Source organism: Shewanella inventionis (assembly GCF_014641855.1).
In the GTDB taxonomy this organism is placed as follows: Bacteria; Pseudomonadota; Gammaproteobacteria; order Enterobacterales; family Shewanellaceae; genus Shewanella; species Shewanella inventionis.
The window spans coordinates 23,065-41,144 of the sequence record NZ_BMII01000015.1; the positions used below are offsets into that span (position 1 = coordinate 23,065).

Below are 18,080 nucleotides of genomic sequence, written 5' to 3' on the forward strand. Positions count from 1 at the left end.
AGGCGCTAGCCGAACTTCACGACTAACGCATGCTTCAATAATTAGAAAAGATCGACCGCAACTTGCAGCGCACCATTGTTCAGTGCTGGGTTCCACATTGCGGTTGCCGATACAGGTAATGTTGCACCTAATACTGTTAGCTCTTTTGAGTAAGTAAAGCCAACGTTATTGATGTTTGCATTATCAGAGTAGAAATTTTGTTTTTGAACAGGAGAGAAAGCACCGCCAACAAAGGCTTTTACACTATCGCCATCAACGCCTTTCCAAACAGGTGCAGACACTTCGATATAATTAGTATAAGCACGTTCGTTTTTACCCGTGTCTTCATCTTCAAATTTATCGATACCTTGAACAATTACCGAATAATAAACCGAAATAGGCGTGCTACCTTCAAAGGTATAGCCAACACCAATGTCAGTAAAGTTACCGGTTTTAGACGGATCAGATGAATAATCAAATATATCAACTTCACCATCTGGGATTGAAGAATGGTTACCATGGTTAACCACTTCAACATAAAAATTATCTGTGAACTTATGTGACACATAATAAGTAAACTCTTTAAACTCACCGTTAAATGAGCCGCCTCCCCAAAGGCCAAAAGTGGTTTTCTTATCTTGCGTTTTATATTCAAGTGAAGCAGCAGTCATTACCCCATCAGTTACAATAAAACCATGCCATAAATGGTTAGTTTTAAGACCAAAACCTAAATCCCACTCCCCACCTTCTTGAGCTTGAGCTTGAACACCGATACAACCTGTTAACGCGATAGACGTTATTACTAAATTTTTTTTAATATTTTTAAACATAGTAAAACCTTTTTTATAAGTATTGTTATGTAATTACTTTAAGAGCGAAAAACGTTCTTAATATTGATGATTTATCAGTGCATAAAACCGAGAAAAATCCTCTTACCTCTCGATTTATTGCTCTAAAAAACATCACCAAAAAGTAACCTGTTGAGCTTTTGCACCCCAAAATAAGCATTTACTCAACTACTGAGCACATTCCCACCTAGAGTTTTTTTCGTCAATAACTTTAACGATAAAAAAACACAAAAAATTTAACACCTTAATTTAAACCCATAATTAACAATGGTTTACCTATTATTTATGTTGCATCTTTTTTAACATTCAAGATTGCAGCTTGGGAAAAATGCTAACAACGATGAGATTTCGAGTGAAACATTAGAGAGGAGCTAGCATTTTGTTTGCAAATTGCTCTTGATGCTTAGCTGTTAGATTGAATGATTTACCGCTGAGAAATGGCCCTATAGCGTTAGTGCCACAAATATGAAGAATAACTATTTTTTATATATTTTTTGTTTAGACACAAAGCATTCATTTTATGAGCGACTTTACTCTGTACCCACAAGTTATTTAATGACTAATAGTGCCAATTACTATTGGATTTTCATGCACACTGAATTAAATAGTCCACCATCAACATTGATTAATATTTATCTGATTAAACCAATTAAATTAGATTGATATCTACAGCTTTTCTCCACACTTACATCATATTTTCTGCACAATCCCTTTGTACACTTAACATAACTGTAATATTCGTTGAAATTTAAAGAGCAACACAAAAATTAAACGAATACTTGCCTGTTAATAACTCTGCCAGTTTCAGTGGCAAATATATGCCTATTTACTATCGCGATACCAACTTAAGTAAACACCATACTAATAATGATAAGTGGTTCAAATGAATATAATTAACCATAATATTGAACAATTGCTATCAAACTTTGACAGCCATAATTTAGACGACTTAACACATGCTAATTTACAAGACAGAGTGGACTCTAAGTTCATTTTACCTTTGGCATATTTACCTACATTACTGCAAGCCGCTCGTGAGCATTACAGTGTGTTAGAAATTAACGGTAAGCGTACGTCAAATTATTTTAATCAGTACTTTGACACCCCTGAAATGAGTTTTTATAAAGACCACCACAACGGCAAATTAAACCGCTTTAAAGTGCGTAAGCGCACTTATCTCGACACTCAGACACAATATTTAGAAGTTAAATTTAAAAATAACCACAAACGCACTATCAAAAGCCGTATTCGTTGCAATGATAATCTGCAGTCAGATGACAATAATCATTCGTTTATTCAACAGCATTTAGGTTATGACTTTGCTCAACTTTCAATTTCACAACAAGGTGGATACCAACGAATTGCACTTGCTAATGAAGCCATACCAGAGCGACTAACTATCGATTTTAACCTATGGTATCAATCATCAATGGGGCATGAACGCATCGATCTTAACGGCTTTTTCATTGTGGAATTAAAGCAGCTAAAACATTCAAAAAACTCGCCATTTTATCAGTTGATGCCACAGCACTATTTTGCACCAACAGCATTCAGTAAATACTGCATCGGTTGTGTTCTGCTTAACCAGCAAACGATTAAATACAACCGCTTTAAACCCACATTGATGAAACTTTCATCATTAACTCAATCCAACCAACATACTGCATTATGGAGTCACTAAAATGACCGAAATTACCCCACGTTTTATTGTGCTTTTTGCCGTCAATTTTATCTCGATTGTGATGCTGTGCTACGGTTGTTATTTCCGCAGTAATAAAAACGCCACTGTTGCGGGCTCATTTGTACTCTTTGGCATTGGGATCTTTTTAATTACCTATTTGCTCCATGGCGTTGATATGTCGATGGAGTTTGCTTTTGGGTTATTTGCCGTATTTGGCATGTTGCGGTATCGCACAGACACCATTTCAATCAAAGAAATGACGTATTTGTTCATGGTCACCGCTATAGCCCTGTTATGTGCTGTAAGTAAATTGCCTACGTTACAATTGTTTTTAATCAATGCTTTTTTATGTTTTGTTGCATTTTTAGTCGACACCCGCTTTTTTCAAGGACATCATAAAATTCAACGTATTGCATACGAACGCATTGAGAACATTAAACCTAAAAATAAAGCATTATTATTAGCTGATCTTCGTGAACGTACCGGCTTAGAAGTCACCAACGTAGAAATAGCACATATCGATTTTTTAAGAGACACTGCCGAACTTATCGTTTACTACATTCCCGATAGCCCAAAGCAAGACCTCGCAACGACTCATACAAATCCAGTGGAAGCAAAATCATGAAAAAGTTAAGCCTCTATGTTGCGCCAGCTTTATTAGTATTCGCTGCAAGTACAAATGCCACCGACTACCCTGATCTGAGTATTGGCGGTTATATTATGGTTGATCATGATCAATTTTCAGATCTGTATCTTGAAGATGAGGAAAACTCAAATGATGGAACCGACATTCGCCGTGCAAGATTAAGTGCCAAGGCTAAATTGAGTGATGATTGGCGTAGTAAATTTCAGGTAGATATTGCTGAAGGTGAGTTTGATATTAAAGATGCTTACATACAGTATAAAGGTATGGATTGGGCTAACATCACACTTGGCCAGCAAAAAGAACCGTTTGGGTTAGAAAAACTGACCAGCTCGAGCGACACCTTTATGATAGAACGCAGCATGGTCACAGAGGCACTAGCCCCTGGTCGCAGTATGGGCGTTAAGCTCGACGGTAATCCTGGCAACTTTACCTGGAATATCGGTTATTTTCAGGATGACAACTCACAAAACAGCCAGGGGGTAACAGGTAGGTTAACCTGGGCATTGATAGATCAAGATGACAACTTTATCCACCTTGGCTCAGCATTAAGTAAGCGAAAACGTAACGGTGATGAGTTTAGAATTAACGAAACCTTAGAGGTGTACTCTAGCGACTCGTTACTTGAAGGCACACGCTTAGATGCAGAAGATATGTCAATGGCGAGTATAGAGCTCATGTGGCAATACTTAGGCGTGGTGTCGATGGCAGAATGGATTGAAACAGATATCGACGATGCAACTCGTGGTGAGTACCACTATCAAGGTGGATATTACCAAATGAGTTACCCACTCTCTGGTAAAAATCGTCGATACAACGATGGAAAATTAGGCACCATTAAGGCCAAACACGACTGGGAACTCACATGGCGAGTGAGCCAATTTGAGTTAGAGCAGGAAGATCGCAAAGCCCAAACTTTTGCCGTTGGAATCAATTATCTTGTCAATAACGACCTGATATTTAAAGCCAACCTCATCCGTGCTAAACATCAAGAAGACGGTGAAACGTTTGGGTATGACAATGCGTTTTCGTTTAGAGCGCAATACAGTTTTTAGTCAAAAACGCCAATAAATGTATCCTTTCACTTACTAACCTAAGACACATCGATGATGATGTGTCTTAGGAGTTTACATCAAGCTATCAATTTAAGGCTTACTATTGAGCAAGGTTTCGAGACACTGCTCTTTAATGCCATAAAACGATTTAATACCTGCAATTTGCTCTAATATTGCACTGTTATCACGCGGTTGCTGACGTTTTTGCGCCAATATCATTTTATTTTTACTGGTGTGCTCCAGTGAAATAAACTCAAATACCTGGGTATCGTAACCATTTGCTTCTAGCAATAATGCACGTAGGCCATCGGTGACCATTTCGGCCTCTTGCCCCATATGAATACCATGTTGTAGTAAAGGCGCCAGCATGTCAGGGCTTTTCATTTGTGGTCTAATTTGCTTATGACAACATGGCGAACACATAATAATTTCGGCGCCAGTGCTAATTCCCATATGCAAAGCATAATCAGTCGCTATATCACACGCATGCAAGGCAATCATGATGTTAATGCCCTGGGCTTTAAAATGCTGCACATCGCCTTGCTCAAACTTAATCCCGGTTAACGCTAATTTTGATGCGGTTTGATTGCACAAATCAACCAATCCCTGACGTAGCTCAACCCCAGTAACCTGCGTGTTTACGCGTAGCTTATCAGTAAAATAATCATGCACGGCAAAAGTTAAATACGCCTTGCCCGAGCCAAAATCAGCAATATGCACTTCATTTTTTTCAGCTAAGCCAGTGTTGTCAATGGCACGAGATAGCACTTCAATAAACTTATTGATTTGCTTCCACTTTCGTGACATTGCCGGAATAATCTCGCCTTTTGCATCCGTAATACCGAGCTCGCGTAAGTAAGGACGATGTTGTTCAACAAAGCGCTTTTTGGCCCGATTGTGTGACATTGCACTGTCTTCGGTATTTTCCTTATTACTCGTTTTGGGCGCATTTTTATTGCGGTATTTATTAATTAATACTTTGCCCTTTTTACTGATACTCAACTGCACTTCCCAATCACTGCATATCAAATGTGCACTTTGAAAATCGGCGGTTAACCATTGTTGAAACAACGCACCAGTCTCAGTAATTTCAACATTTTTGGTAATATGATTTGTACGATATTCATATAAACAAGATGCAACAAGCTGGTTTTTAAGCTCGACACTGCGCACCGCAATACGATTAAGCTCTTTGTCATCGCCACGGTATTTAGAAAACACCAGGCGTTGTAATCTATTGTCGGTTAATGCGTTTACGCACTCTTGCACGAAGCTATTAAGTTCAGGGGAAGTAAGGTTTGACATTACAATCTCATATACAGTAAAAATGAAAGCCTTGTTGCGCAAATGATTAACCAGAATCACCTGCATCTGACGCTTGTGCCCTATTCTACACCATCTAGGCCACTGAGCTCTTATTTTGATGATATTGATTTTGAAGCTTTATGATCAAACTCATTGTGGTCCTCTGAGATAATTAAGGTATCACTTAAGGTTAGAGTGTGTTTATCTTTGCTGAATTTATTCAAGATAAATAAAATTAAGCGTGGTGAGTGAATTGCAGTTTAGTAATCGAGGAAAACCTATTGTAAAAAACGCTTAAAAGTTCTACAAACCCTAAGGCCCATGACAATCAGATTGTTTTTCACCCTTATATTGGAGTTGAGAGCTGCTTAGAACAGACCACCTCCCTTGCGCTGTTCTGCTGCAAAATAGTCAAGAACTCGATAAATCCCCATATTGCTTTGTTTACTCGTATAATATCGACATAGCTATAAACAAAGTTCAAGTTATCACATTAACAGGTCTACTCATGACAGCCGAAGTACTCGAAATTCAGAGCTTTATCGCTCAGTATGCTCCGTTTGATCAGCTTCCAGAACACGTCTTAATTGACGTTGCCAAAAGTGTCGAGATTTCTTACTACCGAACCGATAGTATGATTGTTAACTTTAATGACAGGATCACCGAACTTTATATGATCCGCAGTGGCGTTGTAGAGTTATATCGTCGTAAAGGTGAGCTCTATAATCGTCTTGATCAGGGGCAGTTATTTGGCCAAATGGGCTTATTGACCAACAATAAAGTGCGTTTTCCGGCCAAAGCAGTAAAAGATACCCTCGTATACTGTATACCTGAATCTGTGTTCAATGACTTATGCGAAAACTATGATGATTTTGCAGATTTTGTAGAGGCTGAGGATACCACTCGCTTAAAGCAAGCTGTAAAGGGTAAAACAGAAGATGCTAATGCCCTTACCACCTCTAAAGTAAAAACGTTAGTGACCAGAGAGCCTGTTATTCTACCTTGTAATAGCACCATACAAGCTGTTGCCCAGATAATGACTGAAGAAAATATTTCTGCGGTATTAATTAATGATCCAGATATTGAAGATCAACAAGACAGTAGTTTTGTGGGTATTATTACTGAACATGATCTCTGCGCTAAAGTGATTGCTGCTGGAGTGAATGTAGATAGTCCTATTTCACAAGTCATGTCGACCGAGTTAATTTCACTGGATCACAATGCATACATCTTTGAAGCTATGCTACTTATGCTTCGTAATAAAATTGATCATCTGCCTATTCTTAAAAATAAAATCCCCATAGGCCTAATTGAAGTAGCCGATATAATCCGTTACGAGTCGCAAAACAGTTTGTTATTTGTCAGTAGTATCTTTCAGCAAAAAAGCTGCGAAGATTTAGTGTTGTTATCTTCACAGTTAAAAAACTGTTTTGTGCGCATGGTTAATGAAGACGCCAACTCACATATGGTCGGGCGGGCAATGTCTGAAATCGGCCGTAACTTTAAGCAGCGTTTATTAGAACTTGCAGAAGAAAAATTCGGCCCACCACCAGTTCCTTATTGTTTTTTAGCGCTAGGCTCAATGGCTCGCGATGAGCAACTGATGGTAACCGATCAAGACAATGCGATTATTCTAGATAACAGCTATAACGCCGCAGTGCACGGTGAGTATTTTGCAAAGTTAGCAGACTTTGTATGTGATGGTTTAGCTGCTTGCGGTTACAGTTATTGCACTGGCGATATTATGGCCAGTAACCCAGAGTACCGTAAAACTCGCTCAGAATGGGAAGCCTGTTTTGGTGACTGGATAGAAAAACCCAACCCGCAAGCCTTATTAAACTGTTCTATCTTCTTCGATCTAACTGGGGTTTATGGTCGGGTTAAATGGGCTGAACAATTAAATGCATTTATCTTAAACAAAGCCAAGAAAAACAACCACTTTTTAGCTTGCATGGCACACAACGCCCTTAACCGGACACCGCCGCTAGGATTTTTTAAAGATTTTGTGATGGAAAAAGATGGTCGTCATAACAATTCCATCAATTTAAAACGTCGTGGCACTGCGCCATTAGCAGACTTAATCCGAGTACATGCTCTCGCCATTGGCTCACAATCGCAAAACTCATTTGAACGCTTAGAGGATATTATCGACGCTGGGATTCTTCCCACTTCAAAAGCGGAAGATTTACAACATGCGATGGAACTTATCTCTTTAGTACGCCTACGTCACCAATCATCCGATATTGAATCTGGGATTGAGCCTGATAATAATATTGAACCCGAAAATATGTCTGATTTTGAACGTCGTAATCTTAAAGATGCTTTTTTAGTGCTAAGCAATGCGCAGAACTTTTTGAAATATCGCTACAGTTCAAACAAACGTTAAAGGCCAACTTATGACACATTTCAGTAAATCAGAAATTTTAAACTGGCAAGCCTTTCTCGAATTAAAAATGCAAAAAAGTAAAGATCGGCGCTTGTTTGACTTTTACCATGCTGGAACCTATCACAATGAAACACCATTAAGTGATATTGATTTTGTTGCCCTAGACTTTGAAACCACCGGCTTAGACTCAGAGAAAAATAGCATCATTAGCATTGGTCTAGTGCCCTTTACGTTACAGCGTATTTTTTGCCGTAAAGCCAAAAAATGGTTTCTCAATCCACAAGATAAGCTCCAAGAAAACTCAATTATTATTCATGGCATCACTCACTCAGATCTACAAGATGCTCCAGATCTTTTATTGATTTTAGAACAGCTTTTAGACCAACTGGCAGGTAAAGTGGTGGTGGTACATTATCGACATATTGAGCGTGATTTTCTTAATCACACGTTACGCCTGTTAATCAATGAAGGCATTGTTTTTCCGGTAATCGATACCATGCAAATTGAAGCTAATTTGCATCGCGCCAAAACTCAGGGATTTTTTAATTTCTTTAAACGTAAGCGTCCGCATTCAATTCGGTTAGCAAATAGCCGTGAACGTTATAACTTACCCGCTTACGCGCCTCACGATGCATTAACCGATGCGATTGCCACGGCTGAATTACTGCAGGCACAAATTAAGTATCACTTTAGTCCAGACACTGCGATCAAAAACTTATGGGTGTAATACCGTTAACCTAAATCAACATGCATAAAAAAGCCGATGAATTTATCATCGGCTTTTGTTGTTACCCAAAAGCTAGTTTTGGTTATGCTTTTCGGTCCGCATGCCCATTATCAAACTCACGCACATCAACAATAAAATAATGGTGAACGGAAGGCCTGTCGAAATGGCACCCGCTTGTAATGCCTCAATCGCCTGAGTGCCACCAACCCACAATAAAACAGCAGCAATTGCACCTTCTATAACAGCCCAAAAGATACGCTGTGGGATCGGAGCATCAATTTTACCACCTGCTGTAATACTGTCGATAACGAGTGAGCCTGAATCTGAAGAGGTAATAAAGAATACCAATACCAATAACACAGCCAACATCGATAACAGATTACCTAATGGCAGCGAATCAAACATTTGGAACATAGCAAGCGGAACCTCAGTTAATCCCTTACTCCCTAATGTACCGATATTATTGATAATTTGGTCAATGGCAACGCCACCAAACACAGACATCCATAAAATAGTCACTACCGTTGGCACGATCAATACAGTGGCAAGGAACTCACGTACTGTACGGCCACGAGAAATTCGCGCAATAAACATGCCCACAAATGGTGACCAAGAGATCCACCAAGCCCAATAGAACACTGTCCAACCGTGCATCCAAGCTTCATCTTCTCGACCAATTGGGTTACTTAGCGGGATAATATTCTTAATATAACCCATTACCGTTGTAGGTATTGTCCCCATTGAAACAGCAAAAGACACAAGTGCAACAAAGATGAGCAAGGCAACAGCAAGTAACATATTAATGTTACTGATAACTTTAACCCCGCCTTCAAGGCCTCTGACAACAGAGATAACAGCTAACAGCGTCACAACAACAATAATAGTGACTTGTAAGGTTAAGCCTGCCTCAATGCCAAACACATGATGAAATCCTGATGCAGCTTGTTGAGCACCTAAGCCTAAAGACGTTGCAAGACCAAACAATGTGGCTAATACGGCGAAAATATCAATGATATGCCCAGGCCAGCCCCATGTACGATCACCCAAAATTGGATAAAAAGCCGAACGAATTGAAAGAGGTAAACCTTTGTTAAAAGCAAAGAAAGCCATAGACAAGGCAACCACACCATAAATTGACCAAGGGTGTAATCCCCAGTGGAACATGGTTGCACCAAGTGCTAGCTCTACCGCTTCAGGCGTATTTGCTGCCACATTCAACGGTGTTTCATACCAACCAGTGTAATAGGCTAACGGTTCAGCAACCCCCCAAAACATCAAACCAATTCCCATGCCCGCAGCAAATAGCATCGCAATCCAGGAAAGTCTTGAATAATCGGCTTTTGCACCCTCTCCGCCTAAGCGGATTTTACCGAAAGGAGAAACGATTAATACCAAGCAAAAAACCACAAAAATATTTGCCGACCACATAAAGAGGCTGTCAAATGTACCAATAATTTGCCATTTTAAACCGTCTAAAAATTCTTTTGATGTAGCCGGATCAATGATTAATATGGCAATTAAAAAAGCAAGAATTAAACCTGCGCTAATCCCAAAAACGGCGTTATGTATATCAAAACCCCATTTTTGGATGTTATCTTGCCCAACAGTATAATCGGTATTATCTATACTGTACTTGTCCTTATTCATCATCATAAAACCTTTGTTAGAGCGACCTGACACTTTAAAAGTGAGGGTCGATATAATTTGTGTAACGGATTTTAGCAAAAATAGATAATAATTTCAGGTTTATTTAAGATTCAAACTTATTTAGCTATATGATTTATTTAAATAATTAATCACAAGTCACTCAGCATGTTGATCTTTGTTGATTGAATTTTATATGAGTTAAAAAGGTGTAAATAGAGGCTATCGAATATTGCCAAGTTGTCATATGTCCTATTAAGACTGACTCCGACACTATATTGAAGAAGGAGCGTAATGCTCTACTGTAACGATACAGAGCATCTATGCTTTAAATCGACTTACTTGCTGCTTGAGCCTGTGCACTTCATTTTCCAGTGTGACGTATACAAAAAGAAGGGCTTACAAGAATGTACCTTGTAAGCCCCTTCATCGTAATTAAGCGGATTGATTACGGTTTAATTGCGGCTTTTTGACTTCAGTAAACATGCCAAGCACCAAGCTAACGCAAGCAAGCACTAATATAATGGCAAACGGAAGCGCAGCGATAATAGTAACCGACTGAAGCGCTTTAATGGAGTCAGTGCCACCAATCCACAACATCACCATCGCAATTAGCGCAGAGATAACCGCCCACACAATCTTTTGCTTCATCGGTAATTCTAACTTACCACCTGCGGTCATGCTATCGACCACGATAGAGCCTGAATCTAAGGTTGTCACAAAAAACACGATAATCAGTAATACCGCAATAATGGACAGGATATCCCCCATAGGATAAGCATCAAGCATGTAGAACAAACTCAATGAAACGTCTGTAATACCTTGCTCTACGCCTAGCTGGCCAACTTTATCAATGATTTGTTGAATCGCGATACCGCCAAAAAATGACATCCAAGCGGTGGTTACTAAAGTGGGTATAATCAACACACAAGCCAGAAACTCGCGTACAGTGCGGCCACGTGAAATTCGTGCCACAAACATACCAAAGAATGGCGCATACGCAATCCACCAAGCCCAGTAGAATACCGTCCAACCGTGTAGCCAACTGGTGTCTTCACGACCAGAATTTTGGCTCAATGGTATGATGTTTTTGACGTAACCGACAACGCCTGTGACCAATGAATCAAGCACAGTCGTGAAATTAAGAATGCTGATAAAACCAAGAAATATAAAGGCAATAACCATGTTGATGTTACTCAACAATTTAACCCCGCCATCCATGCCACGAACAACTGATAGAATAGCAAGCCCCATAATGACCAGAATAATCGTCAGCTGCAGAAAAATGCTATTCTCAAAACCAAACACGTGGCTTATTCCGCTGGCCGCTTGAGACCCACCTAAACCCAGAGACGTTGCAAGGCCGAACAAAATAACCAGTACGGCCATAATGTCGATCACATCACCGGTTTTGCCCCAAACTTTATCACCTAATATGGGATAGAAAACCGAACGCATTGAAAGTGGTAAGCCCTTGTTATAAACAAAGTATGCCAATGACAGCGCGGTCATACCGTAGATAGCCCAAGCATGAAACCCCCAGTGGAATACCGAAGCGCCAAGCGCTAATTCACGGCCTTCTGGTGTAAAAGGTGCCACGTCGAGCGGGGTGCCAAACCAATCAGTGTAAAACGCAGTTGGCTCTGCCACGCCCCAGAAGATAAGGCCAATACCCATACCTGCTGCAAATAGCATAGATACCCAGGATATTGTCGAGTAATCCGTTGTGGCGTTATCACCGCCCAAGCGAATTTTACCTAATGGAGAAAACGCAATCCCGATAGCACAAATGAGCATAATGTTAGCAGTCCACATGAACACGAAGTCAAAGTGAGATAACGCTGCGCCCTTCACTGCATCGATAGCGGCTTTTGCATCTGCAGGGGGGAAAACCAGCAGAGCCACAATAAATAAGATAGATAAACCGACGGAAACGCTAAAAACTGTGTTGTGGACATCCATGCCCCACTTGAAAATATTGTCTTGACCAACCTGATAATCGGTTGATTCTATACTGTATTTTTTTGACTTGAATTTCATAATTAACAGGCTTCACTATTCGAATAAGGAATAAGAGAAACTAACTCCATTTTTGATTGGTGTTGATTAGATAGATAATAAAGTACAAGGGGTTTACACAGGGTGAGATCGCGAACGTTTTTCGAACAGAACCAGGTCATAAAATAAACTTCCGTAGTTCGATAAATCTTCATAATTAGGATAGTTTCTTGTTCTTCTGCTTGTAGGTTAAACATAGAGTTCAAAAAGTAAGCACTCATGCGGTTGCCCTGGGGGTTTACATGCCATCACATACATCAAAGAGGAAGTCCTTATCGCGTATCGATCACATATTTAAACAAGGAAAGCCCTTATCGCGTAAATATTTGGAAAAAAAGAAACGTGTAAAATATACGTTGTTGGGTGCTCTGATCATGTAAAGAGCTGACACATTGTCTGAGTAACAAAATGAAGCAACCTATATTTTGAACAACATTGCGGTTTTTGATAAACCTGTTGGACTATTTCCCATCGTGCTATTTAATTCATATGTCCAATCTGCAGCCCAATAGGATCACCAAAATAAGATATCACATCACTTTTAACCGCAACCACAGTGGTGTAGAGGCGAGCGCTATATTGTACTGTATCATAGAAACGGCCAAAGCGAATGGACTAATCCCGTTCGATTATATCAAACACTGCTTAAAACAATTATCCCATCTTGATTTTGACTTCAACAGTGTATGACTCTGGCTAGTTGAACTGGGCAAGGCGCAGTTTGCTGGACGCTTACATTATTTAAGCAAGTAACATTTAAACAAGTGACATTTAAGCAAGTGAGATTTAAGCAAGTGAGATTTAAGCAAGTGACATTTAAGCAAGTGACATTTAAGCAAAAACATAGCTCGATTTCATTACTTTACCGATAGCTCTGAACAATAAGTTTATCTGACTGATTTCAAAAGTTCTGGCGATACTGTTAGTGCTACACCTATTTTTGCGACTTAAACAATGTCGTACAGAATAATATCTTATTATTAATCAATTACAAGGATGATGAGAAATGAGTTAACACTTATTGACTAAATTGATTCACTTTATTTAGTAAGCGCATAAATTCCTGTTGCTCTTCATCTGACAACACCGCTAAAAAGCGCTCATTAACCCACTGCGCTTCATGGACTAAATCTTGTTCTAACGCTTTGCCGTTGTCAGTTAAAAAGATTTGAAAAGCACGACGATTGTCTGCCTCTTGATGACGGGTGATAAACCCCTGCACTTGAAGTGTGTCGAGCAGGCGTGTCATGGTGTAGTTTGCTACATCGCACCGTTTAGACAGCTCAGTTTGACTCAAGCCCTCTTCTTGCCATAAAGCAAATAGCACAGGCCAGAGTTTACTGTCCAACTCATAACGCTTTAAGCGTGTATCAAGTTCTTGCTGTAAAGCAATATTAAGATGGGAAATCAGGTAACTTAAACTTTCAAAACGTTTCAAATGATACCTCCTACATCGTCATTAGCATGTTGAGTTACTTTCGATAGCAATTCAACGAACGCGAACAAATTAAGATTACCATGTCTATACGTTAAGAGAAGCGCTTTAGCCTTAGTTTGAGTGAATATATCGATTAAAAAATGTTAACCATTTGTATTTAATATAGTAAAGAACATATTTTTCATTGTGTTACATAAAATATTTTTTAACTCACAGCGATATTTATAACAATAAAAAACAATGTTTTGACTAAAATCCACTGTCAATCTTGTCATTTATTTTACTCACAAGGCCAGGGTCTGTTGATCTTTCAAGATTGTTTTTGCAGCGAATTGTTGGTCTTTACTCACATATATAACTGCGCGGCAGAGACTTTGAGGTGTAGTTATTCTACATAAAAAGTCGATAACGCAGTAAAAATGGCCAACAAACGCTGCCTGAAAGGTTCGGCTAAAAACGTTTTACTCTTTGTTGAATGGATTTTGCTTAGATGACTAGGCATCAATCCATTCGTCTCGATTAAAACGTTTTTAACTCGAACAAAATTCAAACAGCAAAGTTCAACAGACCCTAATTAACGCCTATTGCAAGTTCATTCAACGCAGTTAACAGGACTAAGGACTGTTTGAAACGTGTTTGTTAGGCTCGTGCACAAAAACACTCTGTAATAAAACAAAGAGCTAACGAATAAACTGGTACACCTATGCTAATCAAAATCGATATAATCGTTAATATATCGGTAATAACAAGCTCGATTTAGTTTTCCAGTTAACCCCCTGATTAATGGAACATAAATACCATCATCAGTGACATGTATATCTTGCAATTTAACGGCGTTAACTTGTGTTGCAATACTGGTAGTAAAAAACAGTTCATCAGCTGACGTGGCAATTGATTGATAATCTACTAGCACGAGAGGATAGGATTCTACGGCCACCTTTACCTTTTCGACGGGTGTAATGAGGAAATATTCATTATCGATACAGTGCAAAATACTGCTAAATAACGCAGCAAACTTTGCTGGCAACGGGCTGTTAAGGTACAGCCAATCACCATTTTCTTTAATATGAAACAACACATCCTCACTGCATAACGCCACGCCATCTGGATGGGTAAATGAGTTTAGCGCTGTTGTTTCATCTGCCATGCGATCCGCCTTAATCTATTGTTAATCCATCAACTTAAGTAATGCTTCAATTGGGTGTTGAGGTTTAAAGCCTGCAAAACGTTTTACTTGGCTACGACAAGAATACCCCGATACCAGCACCTGGCTATGTTGTGCAATTTTTTCAATACTTGGTTGCCAAGACATTTCAAATAATTGTTCAGAACGTTCGAGATTATCCAGTTCATGGCCATAAGTCCCCGCCATGCCACAACAACCTAAACTAACGCTATTGAGTTTGGCCCCAAAGTGACTGAATATGGCTTTCCATTCGTTAGCGGTATTCGGTTTTGCGGTCGATTCCGTACAATGGCTAAACCAGGTAAATTGTGGTGTATCTTTGGCTAAAGGTTCAACCACTGCACGAGTTGCTATCACTGAGCTTAACCACTCATTAGCCAATTTGACTTCAAACGGGCCACGGCGTTGGCCTAGTGCTTCTTTATATTCATCGCGGTAACACAATACTAAGGCTGGATCGAGGCCAACCATTGGCATGCCTAGCGCATGAACACGGTTTAAAAAGTCTGCACTGTCTTGTGCAGTTTTAGCAAACTTGTCTAAAAAGCCTTTAATGTGTGTAGGTTTACCATTGGGTTTGAACGGCAATAACACCGGCTTTAAACCTAACTTTTCAATGAGCTGAATAAAACGATATACCAAGCCTGCATCATAAAAGCTATTAAATGGATCTTGTACTACCAATACATATTGGCTGCGTTCAGCCTCGGGAATTGCACACAAAGCATCAAGGTCATAGCCACGACTGGCGTGCCCATCTAAGCGTTGCTTTAATGTGGGAACTGACAATTTGGGTGCATCGACATAACCAATGGCTTTTTTAATCACCCACTGGCTAAGTGGGTTTTGCGATGCAAAATTAGTGACCTTTGGCATCGTCGCCATCAAGGGTAATGTGTCTTCAATACCCGCGACTAGGTAATCTTTTGCTGGGCGTAAATAACGTTTGTAATAAATATTGAAAAACTGCGCCCTAAATTTTGGCACGTCCACTTTAACAGGACATTGACCAGAACAAGCCTTACAAGCTAAACAGCCTTTTAGCGATTCCATCACCTCATGGGAGTAATCGTAATCACGCTGGTTGTTTAGGGTATTTTGGGTACGCTGCATCCAACCTAATGGTTTAGATTTGGCCAGTTGTTCTACATCAACACCTTCGGCCTCTAACAAACGTAACCATTCTCGCATTAATCCTGCACGGCCCTTTGGAGATTGTACTCTATCGCCTGTCGCTTTAAACGATGGACACATTGGAGAGTAACTGCTGTAGTTAAAGCACAAGCCGTTACCATTGCAATTCATCACATCTGGAAATGCATTACGCGTTTGCACTGGGATTTGTCTGTCGAAACTACCACGCTTAACACTGTCGACATTAAACATAAGTGGGCCAGATTGCGCTGGTGCAACTAGTTTTCCGGGGTTTAAACGATTATCAGGGTCAAACCAGCCTTTTATTTGCTCGAGCACAGCATAAAGTTCATCACCAAACACTGCTGGGCCATACTCACCGCGAACACCTTTACCGTGTTCGCCCCACATTAAGCCGCCATATTTAAGGGTTAACGCAGCCACTTGATCTGATATAACTTTAAGCAGTTTTTCGTCCGCTTGATCGCACATATCTAGTGCGGGTCGCACATGCAACACTCCAGCATCAACATGACCAAACATCCCATATTGTAAATTATGGCCATCTAATAATGCGCGAAATTCCATAATATAATCGGCTAAATTTTCTGGGGGCACGGCGGTATCTTCAGCAAATGCTAATGGCTTACGGTTGCCTTTTGTTGCTCCCAATAAACCCACAGCCTTTTTTCGCATGGCATAAATATTGTCGATATCATTTCTATCGGTAATAACTTGAAAACCAACTAATCCATATAGCTGTTGGTTGAGTTGTTCACTCAACATGGCATCTAACTGTGCAACCTTATGGTTCACTTCGTCATCGTCACCGGCAAACTCAACCATGTTGAGACCTTCTATGACTTTATTAGGCACCGCCTTAATTTGCTCTGCTACTGAATGCCAAATAATATCTTCACGAGCTAGGTTAAGTACTTTAGAGTCAACGGTTTCAACAACTGTCGCTTTAGCTTGTACTAACGACGGAGCATGGCGCAGTGCAGACTCAAATGAATCATATTTGATGTTAACCATTATCCGGGTTTTAGGTAACGGAGTTAGGTTTAGTTTAGTTTCAGTGATAACAGCAAGCGTGCCCTCTGAGCCCGCTAAAATACGTGATAGGTCAAATTGTGTTAACTCATCATTCCACACATGCTTTAAATCGTAACCGGTTAAAAAGCGATTAAGTTTTGGAAAACGATCAATAATGGCGTCGCGTTTTGCACGGCAGACATCTGCAATGTTAGTGGCAATAGTATTGGCTAATTGATTATCACCAAAGGGTTGCTGCTTAAGTAAATGGTGTTCTATTGGGGTTGTGCTCAATACACTTCCATCTATAAGTACACTTGTGATACCTAACACATGATCTGAAGTTTTGCCGTAAACCAATGAACCAGCACCAGAGGCATCGGTATTAACCATACCGCCTATAGTTGCTCGGTTAGACGTTGATAAGTCTGGACTAAAAAAGAATCCATGTGGACGCAAAGCATCGTTTAATGCATCTTTAACAACCCCAGCCTGTACCCTTGCCCAGCCTTCTTTTGCATTTATTTCAAGTACTTGGTTTAAATGGCGTGACACATCCAAAATCAACCCGTGCGTTAATGATTGGCCATTAGTACCCGTACCGCCACCACGAGCACTAAACGTGACTTGTTTATATTTTGGCTGTGCGGCTAGTGATAACACTAATTCAACATCTTGTTGATGTAGTGGGTATATCACCGCTTGGGGTAAAAATTGGTATACCGAATTATCGGTTGCCTGAATAAGCCTCGCACTGTAGCGCTTGTCTATTTCACCCTCAAACTCACTTTGTTCGAGCGTGTCAAGAAACTCAAGATAGATAGGTTCTAATGTTTGTTTATGTGATAGCAAAGGTAACATAGAGGGCTTTTTAATTGTTGGTATATTGAGTTCATTATAAACAAAAAAAAGCCGCTAAAAAGCGGCTTTTAAGACAACTTGATAAAATTGCAGGTTGAAT

Annotated in this window: 12 protein-coding genes and 1 pseudogene; 6 read left to right on the plus strand and 7 right to left on the minus strand. The window is 39.8% G+C overall.

Annotated features, from left to right (window positions below):
* Nucleotides 1-41 precede the first annotated feature (41 nt).
* Nucleotides 42-809, minus strand: a complete 768-nt coding sequence (locus IEW93_RS10025) for a hypothetical protein (RefSeq protein ID WP_188739194.1) — start codon at nt 807-809, stop codon at nt 42-44.
* 901 nt (nt 810-1,710) lie between these two features.
* On the opposite strand from IEW93_RS10025, the gene IEW93_RS10030 reads away from it, so the two are divergent.
* Genes IEW93_RS10030 through IEW93_RS10040 form a run of 3 tightly spaced genes read left to right on the plus strand, consistent with a single transcriptional unit; the run spans nt 1,711 to nt 4,206 of the window.
* The gene (locus IEW93_RS10030) at nt 1,711-2,508 is read left to right on the plus strand and encodes a polyphosphate polymerase domain-containing protein (protein WP_188739195.1); all 798 of its coding nucleotides are present in this window, start codon (nt 1,711-1,713) and stop codon (nt 2,506-2,508) included.
* A gap of 1 nt (nt 2,509) precedes the next feature.
* A complete protein-coding gene (locus tag IEW93_RS10035; RefSeq protein WP_188739196.1) occupies nt 2,510-3,133 on the plus strand; it encodes a DUF4956 domain-containing protein in 624 nt (207 codons plus the stop codon).
* Nucleotides 3,130-4,206 (plus strand): OprO/OprP family phosphate-selective porin, encoded by a 1,077-nt coding sequence (locus IEW93_RS10040; RefSeq protein WP_188739197.1) that lies wholly within the window; start codon nt 3,130-3,132, stop codon nt 4,204-4,206. The genes IEW93_RS10035 and IEW93_RS10040 overlap by 4 nt, the downstream gene beginning before the upstream one ends.
* A 90-nt stretch (nt 4,207-4,296) precedes the next feature.
* On the opposite strand, the gene IEW93_RS10045 is transcribed toward IEW93_RS10040, so the two are convergent.
* A complete protein-coding gene (locus IEW93_RS10045) occupies nt 4,297-5,511 on the minus strand; it encodes a class I SAM-dependent methyltransferase (protein WP_188739198.1) in 1,215 nt (404 codons plus the stop codon).
* Between the two features lie 508 nt (nt 5,512-6,019).
* Between IEW93_RS10045 and IEW93_RS10050 the strand changes: the two genes are divergently transcribed.
* Nucleotides 6,020-7,897, plus strand: a complete 1,878-nt coding sequence (locus tag IEW93_RS10050; protein ID WP_188739199.1) for a putative nucleotidyltransferase substrate binding domain-containing protein — start codon at nt 6,020-6,022, stop codon at nt 7,895-7,897.
* A 10-nt stretch (nt 7,898-7,907) separates the two neighbouring features.
* On the plus strand, nt 7,908-8,624 hold the full coding sequence (locus tag IEW93_RS10055) for a 3'-5' exonuclease (protein WP_188739200.1): 717 nt from the start codon (nt 7,908-7,910) through the stop codon (nt 8,622-8,624).
* Nucleotides 8,625-8,696: 72 nt separating this feature from the next.
* Here IEW93_RS10055 and IEW93_RS10060 read toward each other — a convergent pair whose 3' ends face one another.
* Both IEW93_RS10060 and IEW93_RS10065 read right to left on the minus strand, forming a co-directional pair.
* A complete protein-coding gene (locus IEW93_RS10060; RefSeq protein ID WP_188739201.1) occupies nt 8,697-10,277 on the minus strand; it encodes a BCCT family transporter in 1,581 nt (526 codons plus the stop codon).
* Nucleotides 10,278-10,703: 426 nt separating this feature from the next.
* Nucleotides 10,704-12,308, minus strand: a complete 1,605-nt coding sequence (locus IEW93_RS10065; RefSeq protein WP_188739202.1) for a BCCT family transporter — start codon at nt 12,306-12,308, stop codon at nt 10,704-10,706.
* A gap of 582 nt (nt 12,309-12,890) precedes the next feature.
* On the opposite strand from IEW93_RS10065, the pseudogene IEW93_RS22325 reads away from it, so the two are divergent.
* Nucleotides 12,891-13,016: pseudogene (locus IEW93_RS22325) on the plus strand (transposase domain-containing protein); the annotation flags it as partial.
* Between the two features lie 328 nt (nt 13,017-13,344).
* Here the strand turns inward: IEW93_RS22325 and IEW93_RS10080 are convergent.
* The 3 genes from IEW93_RS10080 to ydiJ all read right to left on the minus strand — a co-directional run bounded on the left by IEW93_RS10080 (nt 13,345) and on the right by ydiJ (nt 17,980).
* Entirely contained in the window at nt 13,345-13,764 is a 420-nt protein-coding gene (locus tag IEW93_RS10080) for a MarR family winged helix-turn-helix transcriptional regulator (RefSeq protein WP_188739204.1), read from the minus strand.
* A gap of 706 nt (nt 13,765-14,470) precedes the next feature.
* Nucleotides 14,471-14,911 (minus strand): DUF1285 domain-containing protein, encoded by a 441-nt coding sequence (locus IEW93_RS10085; RefSeq protein ID WP_188739205.1) that lies wholly within the window; start codon nt 14,909-14,911, stop codon nt 14,471-14,473.
* A 21-nt stretch (nt 14,912-14,932) separates the two neighbouring features.
* Entirely contained in the window at nt 14,933-17,980 is a 3,048-nt protein-coding gene (gene ydiJ, locus IEW93_RS10090) for a D-2-hydroxyglutarate dehydrogenase YdiJ (RefSeq protein WP_188739206.1), read from the minus strand.
* Nucleotides 17,981-18,080 lie beyond the last annotated feature (100 nt).